Source organism: Parvibaculum lavamentivorans DS-1, assembly GCF_000017565.1.
In the GTDB taxonomy this organism is placed as follows: Bacteria; Pseudomonadota; Alphaproteobacteria; order Parvibaculales; family Parvibaculaceae; genus Parvibaculum; species Parvibaculum lavamentivorans.
On sequence record NC_009719.1, the window covers coordinates 276629 to 297475 of the forward strand.

At 63.5% G+C, this 20847-nt stretch carries 22 protein-coding genes and 1 other RNA gene; 14 read left to right on the top strand and 9 right to left on the bottom strand.

Annotated features, from left to right (window positions below; genetic code table 11):
- The first annotated feature begins 14 nt into the window (after positions 1-14).
- From ffs to recR, 5 genes are all read left to right on the top strand, one after another.
- Positions 15-110, top strand: an RNA gene (ffs, locus tag PLAV_RS19170) — signal recognition particle sRNA small type.
- A gap of 40 nt (positions 111-150) precedes the next feature.
- Entirely contained in the window at positions 151-2022 is a 1872-nt protein-coding gene (locus PLAV_RS01315; protein ID WP_011995169.1) for a DNA polymerase III subunit gamma/tau, read from the top strand.
- Positions 2019-2336: a YbaB/EbfC family nucleoid-associated protein gene (locus tag PLAV_RS01320; protein ID WP_202943994.1), complete on the top strand. Its 318-nt coding sequence runs from the start codon at positions 2019-2021 to the stop codon at positions 2334-2336. The genes PLAV_RS01315 and PLAV_RS01320 overlap by 4 nt, the downstream gene beginning before the upstream one ends.
- A 5-nt stretch (positions 2337-2341) precedes the next feature.
- Positions 2342-3289: a DUF6602 domain-containing protein gene (locus tag PLAV_RS19460; RefSeq protein ID WP_011995171.1), complete on the top strand. Its 948-nt coding sequence runs from the start codon at positions 2342-2344 to the stop codon at positions 3287-3289.
- 35 nt (positions 3290-3324) lie between these two features.
- The gene (gene recR / locus PLAV_RS01330; protein WP_011995172.1) at positions 3325-3924 is read left to right on the top strand and encodes a recombination mediator RecR; all 600 of its coding nucleotides are present in this window, start codon (positions 3325-3327) and stop codon (positions 3922-3924) included.
- A gap of 6 nt (positions 3925-3930) precedes the next feature.
- On the opposite strand, the gene PLAV_RS01335 is transcribed toward recR, so the two are convergent.
- Positions 3931-5271, bottom strand: coding sequence for an alanine/glycine:cation symporter family protein (locus tag PLAV_RS01335; RefSeq protein WP_011995173.1), 1341 nt, complete (start codon positions 5269-5271; stop codon positions 3931-3933).
- Positions 5272-5395: 124 nt separating this feature from the next.
- Entirely contained in the window at positions 5396-6496 is a 1101-nt protein-coding gene (locus tag PLAV_RS01340) for a DNA recombination protein RmuC (RefSeq protein WP_011995174.1), read from the bottom strand.
- 140 nt (positions 6497-6636) lie between these two features.
- Here PLAV_RS01340 and def point away from each other — a divergent pair, with 140 nt between their 5' ends.
- Genes def through truA form a run of 3 tightly spaced genes read left to right on the top strand, consistent with a single transcriptional unit; the run spans position 6637 to position 8827 of the window.
- Complete coding sequence (gene def, locus PLAV_RS01345) at positions 6637-7158, top strand: peptide deformylase (RefSeq protein WP_011995175.1); 522 nt, start codon at positions 6637-6639, stop codon at positions 7156-7158.
- A complete protein-coding gene (gene fmt / locus PLAV_RS01350; RefSeq protein ID WP_011995176.1) occupies positions 7155-8087 on the top strand; it encodes a methionyl-tRNA formyltransferase in 933 nt (310 codons plus the stop codon). The genes def and fmt overlap by 4 nt, the downstream gene beginning before the upstream one ends.
- Entirely contained in the window at positions 8087-8827 is a 741-nt protein-coding gene (truA, locus tag PLAV_RS01355; protein WP_011995177.1) for a tRNA pseudouridine(38-40) synthase TruA, read from the top strand. Before fmt ends, truA begins: the two co-directional genes overlap by 1 nt.
- 6 nt (positions 8828-8833) lie before the next feature.
- On the opposite strand, the gene murI is transcribed toward truA, so the two are convergent.
- The 6 genes from murI to PLAV_RS01385 all read right to left on the bottom strand — a co-directional run bounded on the left by murI (position 8834) and on the right by PLAV_RS01385 (position 15264).
- Positions 8834-9664 carry a glutamate racemase gene (murI, locus tag PLAV_RS01360; RefSeq protein ID WP_011995178.1) on the bottom strand — a complete coding sequence of 277 codons (831 nt, stop codon included), beginning with the start codon at positions 9662-9664 and terminating at the stop codon, positions 8834-8836.
- Positions 9661-10269, bottom strand: a complete 609-nt coding sequence (locus tag PLAV_RS01365; RefSeq protein ID WP_011995179.1) for a hypothetical protein — start codon at positions 10267-10269, stop codon at positions 9661-9663. Before PLAV_RS01365 ends, murI begins: the two co-directional genes overlap by 4 nt.
- A complete protein-coding gene (gene dapE, locus PLAV_RS01370; RefSeq protein WP_011995180.1) occupies positions 10266-11453 on the bottom strand; it encodes a succinyl-diaminopimelate desuccinylase in 1188 nt (395 codons plus the stop codon). The genes PLAV_RS01365 and dapE overlap by 4 nt, the downstream gene beginning before the upstream one ends.
- A gap of 44 nt (positions 11454-11497) precedes the next feature.
- Positions 11498-12343 (bottom strand): 2,3,4,5-tetrahydropyridine-2,6-dicarboxylate N-succinyltransferase, encoded by an 846-nt coding sequence (gene dapD / locus PLAV_RS01375; protein ID WP_011995181.1) that lies wholly within the window; start codon positions 12341-12343, stop codon positions 11498-11500.
- Positions 12344-12444: 101 nt separating this feature from the next.
- Entirely contained in the window at positions 12445-13737 is a 1293-nt protein-coding gene (locus PLAV_RS01380; protein ID WP_011995182.1) for an EAL domain-containing protein, read from the bottom strand.
- 111 nt (positions 13738-13848) lie between these two features.
- Entirely contained in the window at positions 13849-15264 is a 1416-nt protein-coding gene (locus tag PLAV_RS01385; protein ID WP_143710145.1) for a peptidase C69 family protein, read from the bottom strand.
- Positions 15265-15303: 39 nt separating this feature from the next.
- On the opposite strand from PLAV_RS01385, the gene PLAV_RS01390 reads away from it, so the two are divergent.
- Together PLAV_RS01390 and PLAV_RS01395 are read left to right on the top strand one after the other, a co-directional pair.
- Positions 15304-15780 (top strand): glutathione peroxidase, encoded by a 477-nt coding sequence (locus tag PLAV_RS01390; RefSeq protein ID WP_011995184.1) that lies wholly within the window; start codon positions 15304-15306, stop codon positions 15778-15780.
- Positions 15777-16277 (top strand): DinB family protein, encoded by a 501-nt coding sequence (locus tag PLAV_RS01395; RefSeq protein ID WP_011995185.1) that lies wholly within the window; start codon positions 15777-15779, stop codon positions 16275-16277. The genes PLAV_RS01390 and PLAV_RS01395 overlap by 4 nt, the downstream gene beginning before the upstream one ends.
- A gap of 52 nt (positions 16278-16329) precedes the next feature.
- Here PLAV_RS01395 and PLAV_RS01400 read toward each other — a convergent pair whose 3' ends face one another.
- Positions 16330-17001 (bottom strand): YiaD family glycine zipper/OmpA-like lipoprotein, encoded by a 672-nt coding sequence (locus tag PLAV_RS01400; protein WP_041536172.1) that lies wholly within the window; start codon positions 16999-17001, stop codon positions 16330-16332.
- Positions 17002-17229: 228 nt separating this feature from the next.
- Between PLAV_RS01400 and PLAV_RS01405 the strand changes: the two genes are divergently transcribed.
- The 4 genes from PLAV_RS01405 (at position 17230) to PLAV_RS01420 (ending at position 20783) form a co-directional block, all read left to right on the top strand.
- Positions 17230-17994 carry an SDR family oxidoreductase gene (locus PLAV_RS01405; RefSeq protein ID WP_011995187.1) on the top strand — a complete coding sequence of 255 codons (765 nt, stop codon included), beginning with the start codon at positions 17230-17232 and terminating at the stop codon, positions 17992-17994.
- A 5-nt stretch (positions 17995-17999) separates the two neighbouring features.
- The gene (locus PLAV_RS01410) at positions 18000-18449 is read left to right on the top strand and encodes a GNAT family N-acetyltransferase (protein WP_011995188.1); all 450 of its coding nucleotides are present in this window, start codon (positions 18000-18002) and stop codon (positions 18447-18449) included.
- A 46-nt stretch (positions 18450-18495) separates the two neighbouring features.
- Positions 18496-19347, top strand: a complete 852-nt coding sequence (locus tag PLAV_RS01415; RefSeq protein WP_011995189.1) for an SDR family oxidoreductase — start codon at positions 18496-18498, stop codon at positions 19345-19347.
- Positions 19348-19454: 107 nt separating this feature from the next.
- A complete protein-coding gene (locus PLAV_RS01420; protein ID WP_202943995.1) occupies positions 19455-20783 on the top strand; it encodes an alkyl sulfatase dimerization domain-containing protein in 1329 nt (442 codons plus the stop codon).
- The last annotated feature ends 64 nt before the right edge of the window (positions 20784-20847 follow it).

The window sequence follows — 20847 nt, forward strand, 5'->3', positions numbered from 1 at the left end:
TATAGTCCTCCTCGGGAGGCTGGCGGCGGACGAGTCCCTCGCCAACCCGGTCAGATCCGGAAGGAAGCAGCCGTAACGAGTTTCGCTCGGGTCGTTGTCCGGTCTCCCACCCTTTCCCGCCTGCAAGCCATGAAGGAGCGCGCGATTTCCATGAATGACAGCGTGGAAAATCTCGCCGCCGAAGAGGACGTGCCCCACCGGCCCGACCCTGCGACGGAGCCGGGTTTCAATCTCGGCGACGTACCGCCTGCGCCTGCCCGCGCGGCATCCTCCGGCTATCAGGTTCTCGCCCGCAAATACCGGCCGACCGTCTTCGAGGACCTTGTCGGTCAGGAAGCCATGGTACGCACGCTTTCGAACGCGTTCGAAACGGACCGCGTTGCCCATGCCTTCATGCTGACGGGCGTGCGCGGCGTCGGCAAGACGACGACGGCCCGCATCCTTGCCCGCGCGTTGAATTACGAAAAGCCCGGCGCCACGAAGGGCGACGGCAGCGGCCCCACCATCCATATGGACGGGCTGGGCGTGCATTGCGAAGCGATCATGGAATCGCGCCATGTCGACGTGATGGAAATGGACGCCGCCTCGCGCACCGGCATCGACGATATTCGCGAGATCATCGACAGCGTGCGCTACCTGCCGGTCTCGGCGCGCTACAAGGTCTACATCATCGACGAAGTGCACATGCTCTCGAAGCAGGCCTTTAACGGCCTGCTGAAGACGCTTGAAGAGCCGCCCGCGCATGTGAAGTTCATTTTCGCGACCACGGAAATCCGCAAAGTGCCGGTAACGGTTCTTTCGCGCTGCCAGCGCTTCGATCTGCGCCGCCTGTCGGTCGAGGAACTGACGGGACTGCTCGGCAGCGTCGCGACGAAAGAACATGTCGAGGCGGAAGATGCGGCGTTGCGGCTGGTCGCGCGCGCGGCTGACGGCTCGGCACGCGATGCCCTGTCGCTTCTCGACCGCGCCATCTCGCATGGCGAGAACGGTGTTCTCGAAAGCGATGTTCGCGACATGCTCGGCCTTGCCGACCGTGCGCGGGTGTTCGATCTCTTCGACCTTCTGATGAAAGGCGATATCGGCGGCGCGCTGACGGAACTTCGCGCGCAATACGATGTCGGCGCCGACCCCGTGGTCGTTCTCTCCGACCTCGCCGAACTCACGCATTGGCTGACGCGGCTGAAACTCGTCGAGGGCGCGAGCGACGATGTCGCCATGTCCGAAACCGAGCGCACGCGCGGCCGCGACATGGCGGAGCGGCTTCCCATCCGCGTTCTCTCGCGCGTCTGGCAGATGCTTTTGAAGGGGCTGACGGAAGTGCAGGGCGCCGCGCGGCCCATCGCGGCGGCGGAAATGGTGCTGGTGCGCCTCGCCTATGTGGCGGATGGCCCGGGGCCCGAAGAACTTGTCGAACAATTGAAGAGCGGCGGTTCGGCGACGGCGCGCTCGTCCGGCCCGGCATCGGGCGCCTCTTCCGAAGGACCGCGCGCGCAATTGCGCTCGGTCTCGACGCTGCGTACGGATTTCCAGCCGGCGGAGGCGACACCCGCCGTCGCGGCGACATCGCCTGCAGCAGTCGTCCGGACGTTCGAGGATGTCGTGGCGCTGGTTTCGAAGCAGCGCGACATTCGCCTGAAGCATGCGCTGGAGGCGGGCGTGCGGCTTGTGAGCTTCGAGCCGGGCCGCATCGAGATCAGCCTCCTTGAAGGAACGCAGAGCACGATTGTCAGCGAGCTTTCCGATACGCTTTCGAAAGCGACGGGAACCAGATGGTTCGTCTCGGTGGCGCGCGGGCCGGCGCCTGCGACACCGACGCTGCGCGAGCAGGCCCAGACGCGCGAGGAAGCGGCCAGGGAAACCGCGCGCGCCGACCCGCTGGTGAAAGCCGCGCTCGCCGCATTTCCCGGCGCGGAGATTGTCAATGTGCGCGAGGCGGGACTTTTGCTGCCCGAAGGCGAAGGCCTTCTGCCGCCCGATCCCGACGCCCTTGCAGCCCTTGAAAATATGGAGCCCGACGAGTGAAGAACATGTTCGACATCATGAAGCAGGCGCAGCAATTGCAGTCGCGCATGCAGGACATGCAGGCGGAATTGAGCGCGGCGGAAGTCGAAGGCCGGGCGGGCGGCGGGCTTGTCTCTATCGTCATGTCGGGCAAGGGCGAGATCAAGAAGGTCTCCATCGACCCGTCGCTGATGAAAGCGGAAGAGCACGAAATTCTCGAAGATCTGATCGTTGCCGCCGCCGCCGACGCCAAGGCGAAAGCAGAAGCGATGGCCGCCGAAAAGATGAAGTCCGTAACCGGCGGGCTGCCTCTGCCGCCGGGCCTCGGGCTCTGAGGAGCATGGCGAGTAACGATCTCTTCGACTTCATGCGACAGGAGACAAACTCTCTTGCGCAAGAGTATCACCGAATACGTGCGCGCACTGTTGAAGACCCAGGCACGGCTGGTGACCAAGGCGAAGAGAACTGGAGAGAAATACTCGACAAATGGCTTTCTCCCACTCATCAAGTCGTTACAAGGGGCCGGATTCTCGGACCAGATGGATCGGCCAGCCCGCAAGTGGATGTGCTAGTTCTGAGCCCCAATTATCCGAAAGCTCTGATCGGCAAGAAATTATATCTTGCTGGAGGTGTAGTAGCTGCGTTCGAGTGCAAGAACACTTTGAAAGCAACCCACATCGCTGAGGCAATGGAAACTTCAGTTAAGATAAGATCGCTTTTGTCGGCGAGATATGGTTCCCCCTATAAAGAAATATTCAGTCCTATTGTTTTTGGCGTCTTGGCGCACTCACACTCTTGGTCGAAAAAAACCGTCGAAGAAACTGTTTCACAAAGGCTTTTTGATGATGATGTGAAATTCGTCACTCATCCTCGTGGGACGCTTGACGTGATTTGTGTAGCTGACACAGCCACGTGGGCATGCCTGAAAGTACCGTTGATCGGGCCGGGGCAGCTTAGGCCTTATGACGAAAACAGTAAGAAACTCTACGGAGAAGAAGGCTCTGTTGTCACAACCTATTCGAAATTCGTTGTCGACGACGGTACACGCAGCGAAGTTTTCACCCCGATTGGCGCGCTGTTGCAGGTGCTGTATCGTCGAATGGCGTGGGAAGATATCAGCATGAGGCCGCTTGCTGATTACTTCCAAGATGTAAACAAGAAAGCCGCAAGTGGTGGCTCAAGCCGATTGTGGCCGCCGTATATATATTCTCAAAACGTTAGAGACAAACTTCGAGATGGAGGACTGACCTCAGAAGAGTGGAGTGAGTGGTCAAACATATTTCGATGATTTTTATTTTTCTCTGGGGTAGTTAGGAAAGTTTGATGGCCGTCACCGGTCCGGAGATCGAGCGCCTGATCGCGCTGCTGTCCAAGCTGCCCGGCCTCGGACCCCGCTCCGCGCGCCGCGCGGTGCTGCAGCTCATCAAAAAGAAAGAAACGCTGCTCGGGCCGCTGGCGGCCGCCATGACCGATGCCATGGCCAAGGCGCGGATTTGCTCGGCCTGCGGCAATGTCGATACGCAGGACCCCTGTGCCATCTGCGCGGATGAGCTGCGCGACCCGCATATTCTCTGCATCGTCGAGGAAGTGGGCGACCTCTGGGCGCTGGAGCGCGCGGGGGCGCACAAGGGCCGATATCATGTGCTGGGCGGCGTGCTCTCCGCGCTTGATGGCGTCGGGCCGGACGATCTCAATATCGGCAGGCTGGTCGAGCGGCTGACGGGTGGCGAGGTGCGCGAAGTCGTTCTCGCCATGAATGCGACGGTCGACGGCCAGACGACGGCGCATTACATCACCGACCGGATTTCCGGCCTCGGCATCTCCGTCTCGCGGCTGGCACATGGCGTGCCTGTGGGCGGCGAGCTCGATTATCTCGATGACGGGACGCTGGCCGCCGCGATGAAATCGCGACGGCCTTTCTGACGGTTCCTAGCTCTTCGACCAGTAATTGCGCGTCATGGCGAAGACGGCCGGCGCGAGGATGAAGAGGGCGATGAGGTTTGGCAGCGCCATCATCGCATTGAGCGCGTCCGCCATGTTCCAGACGAGATCGAGGCTCGTCACGGCGCCGAAGGGAATGGCGAGCACCCAGACGATGCGGTAGGGCCAGATCGCCTTGACGCCGAAAAGGAACTCCACCGCCCGCTCGCCGTAATAGCTCCAGCCGAGCAGTGTCGTGAAGGCGAAGAGCGCGAGCGATGCCGCGACGATGGCCGCACCCCAGGGAAGCACCGAGCCGAAGGCGGCACTTGTCAGCGCCGCGCCGTTGAGGCCCTCGCTCCAGAGGCCCGAGGTGATGATGACAAGACCCGTCAGCGTGCAGACGACCAGCGTGTCGATGAAGACGCCGACCATGCCGACAAGGCCCTGCTGGATCGGATCATCCGTCTTTGCCGCCGCATGGGCGATGGCGGCGCTGCCGAGGCCTGCCTCGTTCGAGAAGATGCCGCGGGCAAAACCCCAGCGGATGGCGAGCATGATGCTGGCGCCGATGGCGCCGCCCTCCACGGCGGTCGGCGTGAAGGCATATTGGAAGACGAGCGCGAAGGCCGCCGGAATGCTTGCATAGTTGATGGCGAGGATGACGAGGGCCGTGCCTACATAAAGAACGATCATCGTCGGCACGAGCGCGCTTGCTACTTCGGCGATACGGCGGATGCCGCCGACCAGCACAAGGCCGACCAGCACCATCATCACAAGACCGGAAACGAGCACGGGGACGCCGAAGCTTTCGTCCAGTGCATGCGCGACCGAATTCGCCTGCACGCCATTGCCGATGCCGAAACCGGCAAGCGCGGTGAAAACGGCGAAGGCCGGTGCGAGAATGAGCGCGAGCGTCGGGAACTTCGCACCGACGCCGTTCTTGATGTAATACATCGGTCCGCCGACATGGTTGCCGAGTTCGTCTACTTCGCGATAAGCGACGGCGAGTACGGCCTCGGTATATTTGGTCGCCATGCCGACAAGGGCGATCACCCACATGTAGAACAAGGCGCCGGGGCCGCCGAAATAGATCGCGGTGGCGACGCCGGCGATGTTGCCTGTGCCGACCGTGGCCGCGAGCGCCGTCATCAGGGCCTGGAAGGGCGAGATGTCGCCGGCACCCCTGGAGGGACGGACCGAGAGGGCGAGGGCTTCCGGCAGCTTGCGCCAGGGAACGAAACGGAGCCCGATGGTGAGGAAAACGCCTGTCGCGGCCAATGCAATCAGCATCGGCCAGCCCCACAGATACCCGTTCAGCGTATTGATGAAATCGTTCACCGCCTGCATCGCCCCGTCCCCTGTCTTGAGCCGCCCCCCGGGGCGTGACATGGAGCGAGCCTAGCAAAGAAAAGGCAGCACGCACCTCAAAAAATCGGCACGGACTTTGACGGATCAATCCGCTTCGGCACGATCAGTTCGTCAGCAGGTCTGTCGTCATCTTCGGGGGGAGGGGCACGGAGGTCTCTTCTTCACCCAGTTCGACTTCCTGGATTTTTTCCCCGCGCCGGGTAATCGAGTCGGTCGATTTCCTGATCTCGCCGATGTCCTTCTCGGCCTGCTCGAAATGCCGCTGCAGATTGCCGACACGGCCGTCGAGTCTCGTGACGTCCTGCATCAGCAGTCCGACATATTTCTGGATGACGCCCGCCTGCTTGCGCATCTCCACATCCTTCAGCACCGCCCGCACCGTGTTGAGCGTCGCCATCAGCGTCGTCGGAGAGACGATCCAGACACGCGCCTGATAGGAGCGGTTCACGACATCGCCGAAATTCGCGTGCAACTCGGCATAGACGGCTTCCGACGGCAGGAACATCAACGCCGACTCCGCCGTCTCGCCGGGCACGATGTATTTTTCGGCGATGGCATTCACATGCTTTGTGAGGTCGCTGCGGAACTGGCGCTGCGCGATGGTGCGTTCGGCATCGTCCTTCGCATTGCGCAGCATGTGATAGGCATCGAGCGGAAATTTCGCGTCGATGGCGATGGAGCCGGGCGGGTTCGGCAGGTGGATGACGCAGTCGGCCCGCGTGCCGTTGGAAAGCGTGGTCTGGAATCCATAGGCCGATGGCGGCAGCGCGTTGCAGACGATGTCGTTCAACTGCACCTCGCCGAAGGCACCGCGCGCCTGCCTGTTCGCGAGGATGTCCTGAAGGCCGACCACCTGCGTCGAAAGATCGGTGATGTTCTTCTGTGCCTCGTCGATCACGCTCAGCCGCGTCGTCAGCGTGCCCAGCGTCTCCGCCGTCTTCTGCGCGGTCGCCTCGAGGCTTTGGCCCATGCGGAGGCTCACCTGCTCCAGCCGGTCGTTCAGCGTCGTGGTGAGTTCGACCCGTGTTTGCGCCTGCGTCTCGGCCATGGCCGCAATCCGGCCCATGAGTTCCGTCTGCTGCCGGGCAAGCGCCGTGACGGCATCTTCCGCGCCGTTCCGCCGGCTCTTGAGAAAGAGGCCCAGGGCGGCGCCAAGGCCGGCCGCGAGCAGCGCGACGAGGGCAATTATCAGGCTTTCACTCATGCTTTAGTCTCCTGTGGGGCCGACTATAGCCGATTCCCCCGCATTGACCGGCCTCCCGAAAATCACCCGATTCCGGAACAATTTCTGCCCGAAGCCGGTCACGGCTTGACCGTCTCCGGCGCGGGGCTTATCTCCACAGCATGGCCATACGCGAAATCATCACCGCGCCGGACCCCCGGCTGAAAGAGGTCTCCAAACCCGTCGAGCGGGTGGACGCGGATCTGCGCGCGCTCATGGACGACATGCTGGAGACCATGTATGCGGCGCCGGGCATCGGTCTCGCCGCCATCCAGATCGGGGTGCCCAAACAGGTCATCGTCATGGACCTTGCCCGCGAAGGCGAGGAGCCGCAGCCGCGCTATTTCATCAACCCGGAAATCCTCTGGACCTCGGAAGACGTGGCCGTCTACGAGGAGGGCTGCCTGTCGGTGCCGGAATTCTATGAGGATGTCGAGCGGCCGGCGCGCTGCCGCGTGCGCTATCTCGACTATCAGGGCGAAATCCGCGAGGAGGAGTGCGACGACCTGCTCGCGACCTGCCTACAGCACGAGATGGACCATCTGAAGGGCATTCTCTTCATCGATCACCTCTCGCGCACCAAGCGCTCCATGCTGCTGAAGAAGCTGATGAAGCAGAAGAAGCTTCAGAAGGAACCGGCTTGAAGCTCGCTTTCATGGGGACGCCGGATTTTTCGGTTCCGGTGCTTGCCGAAATTCTCGCCGCCGGCCATGAAGTCGTCGCCGTCTATTCGCAGCCGCCGCGCAAGGCGGGCAGGGGGATGGCGGAGCAGCCCTCGCCCGTCCATCGTTTCGCCGAAGAGCACGGCATTCCCGTCTTCACGCCGGTTTCGTTGAAGGGAGAGGCCGAGCAGCAGGCTTTTGCCTCGCTCGATCTCGATGTGGCGGTCGTCGTCGCTTACGGCCTCATCCTACCGAAACCGGTGCTCGAGGCGCCGCGCCTCGGCTGCCTCAATCTCCATGCCTCGCTGCTGCCACGCTGGCGCGGCGCCGCGCCCATCCAGCGCGCGATCATGGCGGGCGATGCGGAAACCGGCGTCATGGTGATGCAGATGGAGGAAGGGCTCGACACAGGCCCGGTGCTGCTGGCCGAGCGCGTGGCGATTGCGCCGGACGAGACGGCGGGCGGCCTTCACGACCGGCTCTCCCATATCGGCGCCTCGCTGATGGTGCGGGCGCTTGCAGCGCTTTCGCGCGGCGGCCTCGCGGCGGCGCCGCAGCCGGAAGAGGGCGTCACCTATGCGCGAAAGATCGAGAAAGCCGAAGCCCGCATCGATTGGCGGCGCCCGGCGAATGAACTCGATTGCCATATCCGGGGGCTGACACCCTTTCCCGGCGCCTTCTTCGAGATCGCCCGGGGCGGCGAAACCATCCGCGTGAAAATCCTCCGCGCGAAACCCGTCGCTAAATCCGGCGAGCCCGGCAAGGTGCTCGATGCCGGGGAGAGCATCATTATCGCCTGCGGGGAAGGCGCACTGGAGATTTCCGGGCTCCAGCGCGCGGGCAAGGCCGCCGTCACCGCGCGCGACTTCCTGCGCGGCTTTGCGCTGAAGCCGGGCGAGAGTGTCGCCTGATGCCGCGCTACAAACTCACCATCGAATATGACGGCTCACCCTTTGTCGGCTGGCAGGCGCAGACGAATGGCCGCTCCGTCCAGCAGGTGCTGGAGGAAGGTATCAAGGGCTTTTGCGGCCAGGAACTGAAAATCTTTGGCGCGGGGCGTACCGATGCGGGCGTCCATGCGCTGGGGCAGGTTGCCCATGTCGATTTCGAGACCCCCGTTGCACCGGACACGCTGCGCGACGCGGTGAACGCCCATATGCGCCCGCACCCCGTCGCCATTGTCGAAGCGGAAGAAGTACCGGACAGCTTCGAGGCGCGCTTCTCCGCGGTGAAGCGGCACTACATGTATCGCATCGTCAATCGCCGCGCGCCGCTGACGCTCGATCGCGGCCAGGCATGGCTTGTCCACAAGACGCTCGACGCCGACGCAATGCATGACGCGGCGCAGGCGCTGGTCGGCAATCATGATTTCACGACCTTCCGCTCGGTGCAGTGTCAGGCGAAATCGCCGGTGAAGACCGTCGACGAGATTTCGGTATCGCGCTATGCGGATGAAATCGAGATCGTCTGCCGCGCCCGCAGCTTCCTCCACAATCAGGTGCGCTCCTTCGTCGGCACGCTGAAAATGGTCGGCGATGGAAGCTGGACGAGGCGCAAGGTGGAAAAAGCGCTGGCCGCAAAGGACCGCGCCGCCTGCGGCCCTGTCGCGCCGCCGGACGGGCTTTATCTCTTGCAGGTCGATTACGAGTAGCAGGCCTCAGCTCGGCCTTATATCCACCAGTTCCACATCCTTTGGGCGGATCGTCTCGCCGAAGAATATGCCGCCCACGCGGGCGAAGCGTTCGGCGCTGTCGGTGGCGAGGAAGCGTGTCTTCCCCTTGCCGCGCCGCCGGGACGCCAGCCCCTGTTCGGCAAGCGCCGCCTCAACGGCCTTGGCGGTCGTCGCCGCGCTGTCGACGAGCTTGACGTTCTTGCCCACCACTTTCTTGATGATGCGCGCGAGCACGGGAAAATGCGTGCAACCGAGAACCAGCGTGTCCGGCGCATTGCGGCCCTTGAAGAGCGGCGCGAGGTAACGTTTCGCTGCCGCCTCGGCCACCTCGCCGGAGGTCCAGCCTTCTTCTGCGAGCGTTACGAAGAGGCCGCAGGGCGCCTGCGTTACCTGCGCTTTCGGATCGAGCGCATGGATCGCGCGCATGTAAGCGCCGCCCCGCACGGTCGCTTCGGTTCCGATGACGCCGATGCGTCCGCTTTTTGTCGCCGCGACGCCTGCTTTCGCCCCCGGCTCGATGACGCCGATGACGGGCAAGGGCTTCAAGGCTTCCGTCAGCGGCCCGATCGCGACGGCGGACGCCGTATTGCAGGCGATGACGACCATCTTCACCCCATGCTCCATGAGGTGCTTCGTCGCCTGCGTTGCATAGGCCGTCACGGTTTCGGGGCTCTTCGTGCCGTAGGGCAGGCGCGCCGTATCGCCCAGATAGACGAGGTCTTCATGCGGCAGCGCCGCGCGCAGGGCCTTCAGGACGGTGATGCCGCCGATGCCGCTATCGAAAACGCCGATGGCGCGTTCGCTCTTGTCGCTCATCCGATAGTGCTCCCCACGCCCGGCAGGAAAATCATGCCGATCACCTGATCGACCGAGATGCTGAGCACGAAATCGAATACGAGGATCGCCGCCGCAGCGCCCTTGTCGGCGCCGAGAACCTCGCGCGCGATCTGCCAGCGATACCAGGCGAGCAGGATGAGGGCCGGCAGCGCCAGCATGACCGCGACCTGCGCCGAATAAATGCCGAGCGAGTAGGGAATGAGCGGCAGGGCAAAGGCGATGGCGGTGAGGAGAGAGCCCCAATTATAGGTGATAAGCCAGGCGACATAGTGCTGGCGAAGCGACAAGGCTTGCGCAACGCGCATCATGGCGGCGAGGAACAATCCCCAATAGATGAAGGTGCTGACAATCTCGGCAGTGATGAAGAGCCCGAACGACATGTCGCCCGTCAGGTCGAACTCCGACTGTGCAATGCGCCAGGAGGCGGTGCCGCTGAAAAAGAGAATGGGCACCGAAAGCAGCAATGCCGTGAAGGAGCGCGCCGCACCCGCCGTCGAAAGATCGAAACAGTGCTTTGCCCGCTCGTCCCGCGTGGCGATGCGCCACGCGCCGATCAGCCCGTTGGTGATTTCCGCGGCGTTCAAGATGCCCGCCCGGCGAAGTAGCCGCGCAAGACCGTCTCGTAGATATCGGCAAGCTGTCTTATCTCGCTGACGCCGGTGTTTTCGTCCGCCTTGTGCATCGTCGCATTCGGCAGGCCGATTTCGACCACCGGCGCATAGGCCCGAATGAACCTGGCATCGGAGGTGCCTCCGGTTGTCGAAAGCTCCGGCGTAATGCCTGTCACTTCTTTCGCCGCTTCGGCGATCAGGGCCGAAAAGGCGCCGGGCTCCGTGATGAAAGCCTCGCCCGAAACGCTCGTCTTGAAGGAGTAGCTGCCGCCCATCTCCGCCGTCACCGCATCGAGCACGCCGCGCATCCACTTGTCGAGCGAGGCGCCGGTATGAAGATCGTTGAAGCGGATATTGACGGTCGCCCGCGCCGACCCCGGAATGACATTGGTCGCCGTGTTGCCGATATCGACGGTTGTCACTTCAAGGTTCGACGGCTGGAAATGGTCCGTTCCTTCGTCGAGAACATGGGCATCGAGCCGCCTCAGCATTTCAAGAAGCCGGGGGACGGGATTGTCGGCGAGATGCGGATAGGCGACATGGCCCTGTGTGCCCTGCACTGTCAGCCAGCCATTTATGCTGCCGCGCCGTCCCACCTTGATCATGTCGCCGAGCTTCTCGACAGAGGTCGGTTCGCCGACGATGCAATGGTCGATCGTCTCGTTTCGCGCGGCGAGCTTTTCCAGCATCTTCCTGGTGCCGTTGATGCTAGGCCCTTCCTCATCGCCTGTGATGAGCAGGCTGATCGACCCCTGAAAGCCTTCCCGCGAGATACGCTCGGCCGCCGCGACGAAGCTTGCCACGGCGCTTTTCATGTCGGCGGCGCCGCGTCCATAGAGGCGCCCATCCTTGATGTCGGCGGCGAAGGGATCGACGCTCCACGCATCCGCCTGGCCGACAGGCACTACATCCGTGTGCCCGGCGAAGCAGAAATGAGGATGGCCCGAACCGAGCCTTGCATAGAGATTGTCGACATCGGGCGTTCCCTCCGCCGAAAAGCGCATCCGCTCGCATTTGAAGCCGAGTGGCGCCAGCCATTTTTCCAGCACGCCCAGCGCGCCCCCTTCGTCCGGCGTGACGCTCGGACAGCGGATCAGCTCGACCGCAATGTCGAGCGGATCGTAGGGGGAGGCGGGGGATGAAGCGGGCGCGGTCATGGGTTCACTTGGTACCCCGCGCCCCGCAACTCGTCAAATGAGCGTCAGTCGCGCAGCAACTCGTTGATGGCGGTTTTGGCGCGGGTCTGCGCATCCACCGTCTTCACGATCACGCAGCAATAAAGGCTGGGTGCGGGCGAGCCGTCGGGGTTTGCCTTGCCCGGCAGCGACCCCGGCACGACGACCGAATAAGGCGGCACCTTGCCGATATGGACCTCGCCGGTCGCCCGGTCGATGATCTTGGTCGAGGCCGAGATGAAGACGCCCATGGAAAGCACGGCGCCTTCGCCGACGATCACGCCTTCCACGACTTCCGAGCGGGCGCCGATGAAGCAATTGTCCTCGATGATGACGGGGTTCGCCTGCAGCGGCTCAAGCACGCCGCCAATGCCGACACCGCCTGACAAATGGCAGTTCTTCCCGATCTGGGCGCAGGAGCCGACGGTGACCCAGGTGTCGACCATCGTCCCCTCGTCCACATGGGCGCCGAGATTGACGAAGGAAGGCATGAGCACAACGTTCGGCGCGATATAGGCCGAGCGGCGGACAATGGCGCCCGGCACGGCCCGGAAGCCCGCCTTGCGGAACTCGGCCTCGCCCCAGCCTTCGAACTTCGACGGCACCTTGTCCCACCAATTGGTGTTTTCGCCGGGTCCGCCCGCGATGGTGGACATGTCGTTGAGACGGAAGGAAAGCAGCACGGCCATCTTCAGCCACTGATGCACTTCCCAGGAGCCTTGAAACTTTTCGGCAACCCGCGCCTTGCCGCTGTCCAGCGCGTTCAGGGCCTCGTTCACGGCGTCCCGCACCTCGCCCTTCGTCTGGGCATTGATCTGATCGCGATTTTCGAAGGCGCGCTCGATGACGGGCTTCAGGTCGGAAAGGCTCATGGGGACTGCTCTCTCGGATTGGCGGGGGCAGGGCGCAAGATAGCGCCGGGCACCCCCCTGTCAACCGAGGGCGGCTGGACCTGAAAAAAGGGGGCTGGGCTTCAATCCGCCGCGATGGAAATGCCGGGCTGGGGCTCCTCGCGCAGCACGCTTTCCCGCACGGGGCGCGGCTCGCCGAAGAGATAGCCCTGTCCGAGCTCGACATCGAGGTCGAGCACGTCCACGACCTCGCGCTCCGTCTCCACCTTGTCGACGATGAGCTGGATGCCGCTCCGGCGCAGCAATTCCTTGAGATCCCCGGCATGAATGTCGCCGGCCGTATGGCGGCCTTCGAGCATCGTCGCGGCGGAGACTTTCACGTAGCGGAAGTTCCGGTCGTGCAGCGCCGCCACGTCGAAGCGCAGATTGGTCACCTGATCCATCGAGAAACGGAAGCCAAGCGCGGCGAGCGCTTCGAGGCTTGCGCGCTCCACGGGGCCTGCGCCGTTCACCGTCATCTGGCTGAATTCGAAGATGAGGTGCTGCGCAAGATCGGTGTTGTGCTGCATGTAGTCGATGAACTGCGGGAAGAAATCCTCGTCCAGCAGCGAGAAGGCGGAGATGTTGCAGAAGACGCCCGCCTTGCTGTTGCGCTGGGCGAGCTTGCGCACCACCTGGATGCAGCGGAAGAGCAGGATATTGTCGACCGTCGGCATCATGCCGGCGGGCTCGGCCACGCGCATGTAGTCGCGCGGCATGATGAGTTCGCCCTTGTCGGTGCGAAGACGCGACAGGCCCTCGTAATACATCACCTTGCGCTGCGGCAGGCTGACCACCGGCTGCAGATAGAGATCGACGCGGTTCGTTTCGAGCGAACGGCGGATCGTTTCCAGCAATTCGGAATCGTTCATTTCCTCAAGCCGCTTTTCCGGCTTCGGCGGCGGTACGTCGCTGTCCGGCGCGGGCGAGGCAAGTTCGAGCGCGGGTTTCGAGGCTTCGATTGCGGGTGGTTGCGCGGCGGCAACGACGGCGCCGGAGAATTCGCGGGTCTCGGCGAGGCGTTTCACGAGGCTTTCGACCACGCGGATTTCGGAGAAGATGCGCTCCATGCGTTCGGCGGTTTCGCGCTCGAAGCGCTCTTCCAGTTCGACGATCTTGTCCGCCGCATCGTCGAGATCCCGCGACAACCCGGCCGCGAGGCTCGTCAATTCCTGCAATTCCTTGCGGACGGCCTTGCGCTCGACGCTGCGCGATATGGCGGCATGGGCTTCCGCGCCGAGCAGGCAGGCGATGAGACCGCCCAACGCCGCCAGCTTCGGATCGAAGCCGAACAGCGCAGTGGCCCCCCAGGCCAGCGCGACCGAAGGCAGCGCATAAAGCATAGTTGCGGCGAGATGTTTGATCGGCGATGGCATGTCCGAACGTCCCTCGTCTCGCGAGCCCCCCAAGGCCCACCGGTAAATTCACATCTTCTTCACCCTAAGCGGGAAGCGGTTGCGAAACGGTTAACCAAAAGGGGGCGGGGCTTACGCCATTCGCGCCTGACGGTCGAGGCTGCGCCAATGCGCCGTCATGAAGGGCGAGGGCCGGTGGGCGGGGTTTTCCGGTACTTTCAGCACCTGCTCCAGCCAGTGCGCCTCGGCCCGGTCCGCCTCCCGCCAGATGGCGCGGGAAAGGGCGCCTGCTTCCTCCGGGCCGCCGCCCCGGGCGAGGAAGGCTTCGACACGGGCGACGAAACTCGCCTCCAGCCTGTCGCGCTCCTCCCGGTAGGCCGCGAGCCGGGCCGGGTAATTCCGCAGCACCGCCCGGTGCAGCCGCTCATGGCGCCACCAGCGCGTCTTCGCATTGAATAGATCGGTGGGCGCTGGCCCGAAATCCGGCAGGGCGGCGGCTTCGAAGCCCGGGCCGAAAAACACCGGTTTGAAGATGCCGGTATCGGGGGCTGCTGTTGCGGTGAGCCAGTGGACCGCCCTCTTCGAACCATCATGGCCCTCGCCGAGCTCCGCCACCCAGGATGCCGTCGTCTGGCCGAAGCGCCTGACCGGCCCATAGGTCGCATGCGCCGAGACCGCGCCGCCGAGAATGCCATCCGGCCGCCAGCCGGCGCTGCGCGCCGCCTGCGCGCCGTGGTCCCGGAGGAAGGCCATCATGTCGGCTTGCGTCAGGCCGCCCGCCCGCGCATTCAGCAGCGCGCTCGTCCGGCACCAGCGTTGATGGCCGCTCGCGAGCGCCGAGCGTTTCCGGTTCGCGAAGGCGTCGGCGAAATGAAATGTATCGCCCTCTTTCAGAAATCCATGCGCCGCCGCCAGCGCCGCCGCGCCCTGGCTTGCGCGGTCGATCCCGCTCCCGATCGTGTAGCTGTTCGAAATGCTGCGCTTCGCGGCAACGCGCTCCACCGCCCATTCGCGCCCGACCGTTTCAAGCACGAAGGCATCACCCGCCGCATCCGCGACGATGAAGGAGTTGTGATATTCGAAGCGGCCCTTATGGGCGCAATTGCCGCCTTGCCCATGTGTTGCCAGAAGCGCGGTGATGACGTCGACGGCCTCTGCCGCGCTTGCGCCGCGCTCAAGGCCGAGCCGCAGCAGGTCCATGCCGATCAGCGCCGGGGCCGCGCCGGGTGCGATCTTCGCATGCACCGCCTCATTGCCGATGACGACGCCATGCTCGTTCGCACCCATCTCCGCGCCCCACATCCAGAAGGGGCGGGACAGCAGCACCGCATGGGTGGCGGCTGCCTGCGGGATTTCGATATAGGTGCAGCGGAGGGTGGCGTCCTTCGGATGCGACGCGGCCGGCACGAAGAGCGGATATTGCGCCTCGTTCGCCTCCCGGTCGGAATTCTTGGCAAAGAGCAAGGCACCCGTCGCCGTCGCTCTCGGCCGCGCCACCAGCGTATCGCACATGTGAAGCCGCTCTCCCTCGCCGTCTCTCGCGCCCATGCTATAATGAGCGCCAATGAAAAGGCGAGGAGCCATCCGATGTCCGCCTATGAATTCGAATTCCGCACCATCAAGGGCGAGGCGCTGCCGCTGTCGCGCTTTTCGGGAAAGCCCATCCTCATCGTCAACACGGCGAGCCGCTGCGGCTTCACACCGCAATATCGCGAGCTGGAAGGCCTGTGGGAAAGGTATCGCGCGCGCGGCCTGACGATCATCGGCGTGCCGTCCAATGATTTCGGCGCGCAGGAGCCGGGCACCGAGGAAGAGATCGTCGAATTCTGCGAGGTGAATTATTCGATCACTTTTCCGCTGACCGCAAAGCAGCAGGTCGTCGGCGCGGAGGCCCATCCCTTCTATCTCTGGGTGAGTGAAGTGGCGGGCGAGGATGCGCGGCCCCGCTGGAACTTCCACAAATATCTAGTCGGGCCGGATGGCGCGCTTGCCGGAATTTATCCAAGCAAGGTGAGCCCGCTCGACAAAATACTGGTGGATGAAATCGAAAGACTGCTTGCGTGAGCGGCTACGCGCCCATCGCTATCGAACTCTCGCGCTACAACCAGTGGCAGAACGAAAAGCTCTACAAGATCGTGGCGGCTCTGCCGGAAGGCGAGGCGTCGCGCGGACGCGGCATGTTCTTCGGCGACATCGTTTCGACGCTCGATCACATCCTCATGGTCGACACGCATCTCTTCGGCTACATCCAGGGCATTACGCCGCCGCCCTTCGATCCGAAGCGCCGCATCGAAACCGAATTCGACAATCTTCGCGCCGCGCGGATCGGCCTCGATGCCCGCCTCCGTCTTGCCTGCGAAAGCGCGTTGCCCTCATGGTTCGACGAGACGATCGTGATGCCTTCGGGCCGCCGCCTGCCGCGCAGCTTCTGGTGGGAGCAGCTCTTCAATCACGGCACGCATCACCGCTCGCAGGTCACGTCGGAACTGACCCATATGGGCATCGACTACGGCAATACTGACCTTCCCTATAATCCGCTGACGCAGTTTCCCGCACCCTGACAAAAAAGGCCCGGCATCGCTGCCGGGCCTTTGATTTTCCGTGTGGAATAGATCAGCTCGTCGTCAGCGGCGACAGGCGGATTTCCACGCGGCGATTCTGCTCGCGGCCCTGCGGCGTGTCGTTCGTCGCGATCGGCTGGCTCTCGCCCGCGCCGACGATATAGAAGCGGCGGCTGTCCACGCTTTGGCCGATCAGATAGGAGGCCACGCTCTGCGCGCGCTTCTGCGACAGTTCGAGATTGTACTGGTCGGAGCCCGTCGAGTCCGTGTGGCCCGTCACGTCGATCAGCGTCTTGTCGTATTCCTTCAGCACGATCGCGACCGAATTCAGCACGTCGTAGAACTTCGCGTTGATGTCGGAGGAATTGGTGGCGAAGGTGACGTTGCCCGGCATGTTGAGGATGATGTCGTTGCCGACGCGGGTGACGCTGACGCCCGACGCGCGCAGGCGCTGTGTCAGTTCGGCTTCCTGCTTGTCCATGTAGTAGCCGACGCCGCCGCCGGCCAGAGCGCCGATACCCGCACCGATCATCGCCCGCTGGCGCCGGTCGGTTGAATCGCCGCCGCCGATAAGCGCGCCGCCAAGCGCACCGATCACGGCGCCGCCAAGCGCGCCATAGGTCGCCTTGCTCGTCTTCTGTTCGCCCGTATAGGCATCCTGTGTCTGGCAGGCAGCGAGGCCGAAGCTCGCGGCGAGCGCGAGAGCGGCAAATTTTTTCATCAGCATGTAGTGCTCCGATCGGTTGGTCCGGACGCCCGGATGGGCGCCCGCCTCATGGCCCGCATAGCAAAACCGGCTTGGACCGAGAGAGTTCCCGCCTGTGGTTTGCTGTCGGGTAGTGTACTAAAGTCCCGTACCCCGCTGGTTCGGCAAGACTACCAAAGGGCGAACCCGGCGAGAACCGGAAATCGATTACGGAAAACCCACAATAAGATTAAGGGGAGGCGACACATGACATTGTTCGACCTGAGCGGAAAAGTGGCCATCGTCACCGGCTCGACCAAGGGCATCGGCGAGGCCATCGTCCATCGCATGGCCGAGCACGGCGCGAAGGTCGTGGTGTCGAGCCGCAAGGCGGATGCCTGCGAAAAGGTGGCGGGCGAGATCAACGCCAAATATGCGGGCCAGGCCATCGCGGTCCCCTGCAACATCTCGGAAAAGTCCGACCTGCAGCGCCTGGTCGACACGACGATGAAGGAATGGGGACGCGTCGACAGCCTGGTCTGCAACGCGGCCGTGAACCCCTATTTCGGCCCCTCGAAGGACCTGCCCGATGACGCCTTCGACAAGATCATGGGCGCCAATATCAAGTCGAACCACTGGCTGGCGCATATGGTGCTGCCGCAGATGGTCGAGCGGAAGGACGGCTCGATCACCATCGTCTCCTCCATCGGCGGCCTGCGCGGTTCGCCGATCCTCGGCGCCTATTGCGTCTCCAAGGCTGCCGACATGCAGCTCGCGCGTAATCTCGCGGTCGAATATGGCCCCTCGAACATTCGCGTGAACTGCATCGCGCCGGGCCTCATCAAGACCTATTTCGCGAAGGCGCTGTGGGACAATCCCGAAATTCTCGAACGTTCCACCGCCGGCGCGCCGCTGAAGCGCATCGGCATGCCGGATGAAATCGCCGGCGCCGCCGTCTTCCTGGCGAGCCCGGCCGGTGCCTTCATGACCGGACAGACCATGGTCATCGATGGCGGCGCGACCGCCTCCTGACGCATATGGAAAAATCGCTCCGCATCCGTCCCTTCGCCGCATCCGACCGCGCCGCCTGGGATGCGATGTGGGGCGGTTATCTTGCTTTCTACAAAACCACCCTGCCGCCTGAAACGAGCAACGACACATGGGCGCGCTTTCTGGCGCCCGCGCCGAACCATATCGGCCTCATCGCGGAGGGAGAGGGCGCGCCGCTCGGCTTCGCCCATGCGATCCTCCATCCAGGCACCTGGAGCCCGAAGCCGGTCTGCTATCTCGAGGACCTCTTCGTGAATGAAAACGCGCGAGGGCGGGGTGCCGGCCGCGCGCTTATCGAGGCACTGGCGGAAAAAGGACGCGCCGAAGGCTGGCTCCGCCTCTACTGGCAGACGGGCTCGGACAATGCCACGGCGCAGGCCCTTTACGATAAGGTCGCTTCTCGCGGGAATTGGGTCAGATACGATCTTGACCTTTGAGAGAACATGACCATCTGATCGTTTCCGGTCATTGGGGGAGCAAGCCATGAAATCCATCGTCATCACCGGCGTATCGACCGGCATCGGTCACGCCGCCGCAACTGTTGCCGCGAAAGCGGGCTTCCATGTTTTCGGCTCCGTCCGCAAGGAAGCCGATGCCGCGCGCCTCAAGGCGGAACTGGGCGACCTCTTCACACCGCTTCTCTTCGACGTGACGGACGAAGCCGCCGTGAAGCAGGGCGCCGCACAGGTCCGCGCGGCGCTCAAGGGCGAAACGCTCACCGGCCTCGTCAACAATGCTGGCATCGCCGTCTCCGGTCCGCTCCTTGAGGTGGACCCGGACGATTTCCGCAAGCAGATGGAAGTGAACGTCACCGGCCCCTTCCTCGTCACGCAAGCCTTCGCGCCGCTGCTCGGCGCCGACAAATCGCTGAAGGGCAAGCCCGGCCGCATCGTCAATATCTCGTCGGTTGGCGGCATTCGCGCCATGCCCTTTATCGGTCCCTACGCGGCGTCCAAATTCGCGCTGGAGGGCTTCTCCGAGGCGCTGCGCCGCGAGCTGATGCTCTTCGGCATCGACGTCATCGTGATCGGCCCCGGCCCGGTCAAGACGGCAATCTGGGACAAGGCGGAAGAGATCGACATCTCGCGCTACGGCAATTCGCCCTACCTGCCGATCCTCGAAAAATTCCAGAGGGTCTTTATCGGTCAGGGCCGCGAGGGCCTGCCTGCCGAAAAGCTCGGCCAACTGATCCTGAAGGCGCTGACGACGCCGAGCCCCAAGGTCCGCTATGCGGCCGTGAAAGGCCGCCTCGCCGAAAAGGCCCTGATGCGCTTCGCCCCCAAGCGCACGCTCGACAAGGTGATCGCCAACATGCTGGGGCTCAATCCGAAATAGAGACGGCTCGCAGGCTCGCGCATGAATTCCGCCTCATGGAATTCCTGCGCGAGCCTGTCGACAATGGCCCTGCTTTGCCTGACCTTTGCTGAAACCAACAGGGGGCAATGATGGCCGATCTTCTCGCGCTTTCCGCGCGCTACATCGACAATGACATCTATGAAGGCGCGGGCCTCGTGAACCGTCCGACGACGGAACTCTCCGAGGTTGCGCCCGGCATTGCCATGATCGAGGCTTTCTCGCATGTGGTCGCCTTCCGCACCGGCGACGGGATCGTGCTTTTCGATACCAGCCTCGAAGCCTTTGCGGGCGGCGTCATGAAGTCGTTGCGCGGCTGGACGGACGAGCCCGTCTCCCATGTCTGCTATACGCATGGCCATGCCGACCATGTCGGCGGCACCGGCGCCATTCTCTGCGAGGCGTGCGACCGCAACAGGCCGCGCCCGCAGGTTATCGGCCATGAAAATGTCTCGCCGCGCTTTCGCCGCTACGAACTGACCAATGGCTACAACTTCACCATCAATGCGCGCCAGTTTGCGCCCGCGACCGAACTCCGCATGGGCAGTGGCGGGCCCGGCGGCAAGCCGGCCGCCCGCCGCTTCGGCCCCGACCCATGGGTCCAGCCCGACACAACCTTCCGCGACCGCATGGAATTCCGCGCTGGCGACACGCGCTTCGAGCTGCGCCATGCAATCGGCGAGACCGACGATCATCTCTGGGCGTGGGTGCCAGAACACAAGGCGATCTGCTCCGGCGATTTCGTCACCTGGGTTTTCCCGAACGCGGGCAACCCGCAAAAGGTCCAGCGTTTCCCGCTCGAATGGGCGCGCGCGCTTCGCGAAATGGCGGCGATGGAGCCGGAGCTGCTGCTGCCCGCCCATGGGCTTCCGATTGCAGGGAAGGCGCGTATCGCCGGCGTGCTCGACACCATTGCGTCGGCGCTCGAAATTCTCGTTACGCGCTCGCTCGAAATGATGAATGCGGGCGCCCGCCTCGACGATCTCATCCACGGCATCAAGCTGCCGCAGAGCTTCATGGACAAGCCCTATCTGAAGCCCGTCTATGACGAGCCCGAATTCATCATCCACAATATCTGGCGGCTCTATGGCGGCTGGTATGACGGCAATCCCTCGCGCCTGAAGCCGGCGCCGGATGCGGCGCTCGCATCCGAAATTGCCGCGCTTGCGGGCGGCGTCGCGAAACTCGTTGCCCGTGCGGAAACGCTCGCCGCAAGCGGCCGCGAAGAGGACATGCGCCTCGCCTGCCACCTTGTCGAAGCCGCCGCCCTCGCCGAGCCGGAAAACCGCGATGCCCACATGGCCCGCGCCAATGTCTATGGCGCGCGCCGCAAGGCGGAACTGTCGCTTATGTCCAAAGGCATCTTCGGCTGGGCCGAACGCGAAAGCGCGCAAAAGGCAGGGAAGAACGAAGTTTGACGCCTCGCATAAAAAAGCCCTCCCTGCTTTCGCGGGGAGGGCCAAGAGATAACTGACGGGCCCT

What these genes read in the sequence shown, in the direction of transcription:
- PLAV_RS01315 (WP_011995169.1), top strand. Translation starts at nt 151, where the DNA reads ATGAATGACAGCGTGGAAAATCTCGCCGCCGAAGAGGACGTGCCCCAC.
- PLAV_RS19460 (WP_011995171.1), top strand. Translation starts at nt 2,342, where the DNA reads ATGGCGAGTAACGATCTCTTCGACTTCATGCGACAGGAGACAAACTCT.
- recR (WP_011995172.1), top strand. Translation starts at nt 3,325, where the DNA reads ATGGCCGTCACCGGTCCGGAGATCGAGCGCCTGATCGCGCTGCTGTCC.
- PLAV_RS01335 (WP_011995173.1), bottom strand. Translation starts at nt 5,271, where the DNA reads ATGCAGGCGGTGAACGATTTCATCAATACGCTGAACGGGTATCTGTGG.
- PLAV_RS01340 (WP_011995174.1), bottom strand. Translation starts at nt 6,496, where the DNA reads ATGAGTGAAAGCCTGATAATTGCCCTCGTCGCGCTGCTCGCGGCCGGC.
- def (WP_011995175.1), top strand. Translation starts at nt 6,637, where the DNA reads ATGGCCATACGCGAAATCATCACCGCGCCGGACCCCCGGCTGAAAGAG.
- truA (WP_011995177.1), top strand. Translation starts at nt 8,087, where the DNA reads ATGCCGCGCTACAAACTCACCATCGAATATGACGGCTCACCCTTTGTC.
- murI (WP_011995178.1), bottom strand. Translation starts at nt 9,664, where the DNA reads ATGAGCGACAAGAGCGAACGCGCCATCGGCGTTTTCGATAGCGGCATC.
- dapE (WP_011995180.1), bottom strand. Translation starts at nt 11,453, where the DNA reads ATGACCGCGCCCGCTTCATCCCCCGCCTCCCCCTACGATCCGCTCGAC.
- dapD (WP_011995181.1), bottom strand. Translation starts at nt 12,343, where the DNA reads ATGAGCCTTTCCGACCTGAAGCCCGTCATCGAGCGCGCCTTCGAAAAT.
- PLAV_RS01380 (WP_011995182.1), bottom strand. Translation starts at nt 13,737, where the DNA reads ATGCCATCGCCGATCAAACATCTCGCCGCAACTATGCTTTATGCGCTG.
- PLAV_RS01385 (WP_143710145.1), bottom strand. Translation starts at nt 15,264, where the DNA reads ATGGGCGCGAGAGACGGCGAGGGAGAGCGGCTTCACATGTGCGATACG.
- PLAV_RS01390 (WP_011995184.1), top strand. Translation starts at nt 15,304, where the DNA reads ATGTCCGCCTATGAATTCGAATTCCGCACCATCAAGGGCGAGGCGCTG.
- PLAV_RS01405 (WP_011995187.1), top strand. Translation starts at nt 17,230, where the DNA reads ATGACATTGTTCGACCTGAGCGGAAAAGTGGCCATCGTCACCGGCTCG.
- PLAV_RS01410 (WP_011995188.1), top strand. Translation starts at nt 18,000, where the DNA reads ATGGAAAAATCGCTCCGCATCCGTCCCTTCGCCGCATCCGACCGCGCC.
- PLAV_RS01415 (WP_011995189.1), top strand. Translation starts at nt 18,496, where the DNA reads ATGAAATCCATCGTCATCACCGGCGTATCGACCGGCATCGGTCACGCC.
- PLAV_RS01420 (WP_202943995.1), top strand. Translation starts at nt 19,455, where the DNA reads ATGATGGCCGATCTTCTCGCGCTTTCCGCGCGCTACATCGACAATGAC.